This window comes from Nguyenibacter vanlangensis, assembly GCF_013376155.1.
GTDB lineage: Bacteria > Pseudomonadota > Alphaproteobacteria > Acetobacterales > Acetobacteraceae > Gluconacetobacter > Gluconacetobacter vanlangensis.
Window position 1 is genome coordinate 1 of record NZ_JABXXP010000928.1, and the last position, 929, is coordinate 929.

The 929-nt window shown below is 68.0% G+C and carries 1 protein-coding gene; it reads right to left on the bottom strand.

Annotation, left to right across the window (positions count from 1 at the left end; genetic code table 11):
• Positions 1-814: IS66 family transposase (tnpC, locus tag HUK84_RS20235; RefSeq protein WP_246285797.1), on the bottom strand; the 814-nt coding region annotated here is incomplete at its 3' end.
• Positions 815-929: the final 115 nt, after the last annotated feature.

Consider the following 929-nt stretch of genomic DNA (forward strand, 5'->3'; position numbering starts at 1 on the left):
CATAGGTCCACAAGCGTCCGGTCACGGTGCGGCTTTTCGCCAGCACCGGTACCGTGGTGTCGTCGCCATGCAGCCGTTCCGCTGCCAGCACATGGGCGCGCACCAGCGCGAGCAGCGGTGCCAGGGTGGCAGTGCAGGCGCCCACCCAATCGGCCAGCGTCGAAGTGTCGAGGTCGATCCCCTCGCGCGCAAAGGCCTCGCTCTGGCGGTTCAGCGGCAGGTGATCGGCAAACTTGCCGGTCAGGATGGTCGACAGCAGCCAGGGCCCGGCACGGCCACGGGCGATCGGATGGAACGGTGCCGGCGGCTGGGTGATGCTCTCGCAGTCCCGGCAGGAGAATTTCTCCCGCACCGTCTGGATCACCTTGAACCGGCGCGGGATCACCTCAAGCGTCTCGGTGACGCTCTCGCCCAGTTTCGCCAGACGGGATGAACCGCAGCATGGGCACTGCGTGGGCGCCGGAATGACGATCCGCTCGCGCGGCAAATCCGCAGGAAAGGGCCGGCGCGCGGGGCGCTGCCGTTCGGATAGCACTTCAGGCGAGACAATCGCGGCGCCTAGCACATTGGTCGGATCATCCTCGGCGAGCGCCGTTTCCAGATCCTCGAGTTCGAGTTCCAACTGGTCGAGCAGGCGCCGGCCGCGCTCCGAGGACGCGCCGAAGCGGTCCTGCCGCATCCTGGCGATCAGCAGCTTCAGGTGCGCGACCATCGCCTCGGCACCCGTGGCGCGCTGTTCCGCTTCCTGGCGTGCCGCCTCGGACGCCGCCAGGGCCGCCCGCAGCCGATCGATTTCCGACGTGCCGGTTTCCATGTCGGCCATAAAAACACGGATCGCCCCGGTTGGGTACCAGCAACCGCGCTCAGCCCGCCAGTTCCGGCCGCCATGTGCGTTGCGGGTGCCGCCAGTCGATCCCTTCCAGCAGGTA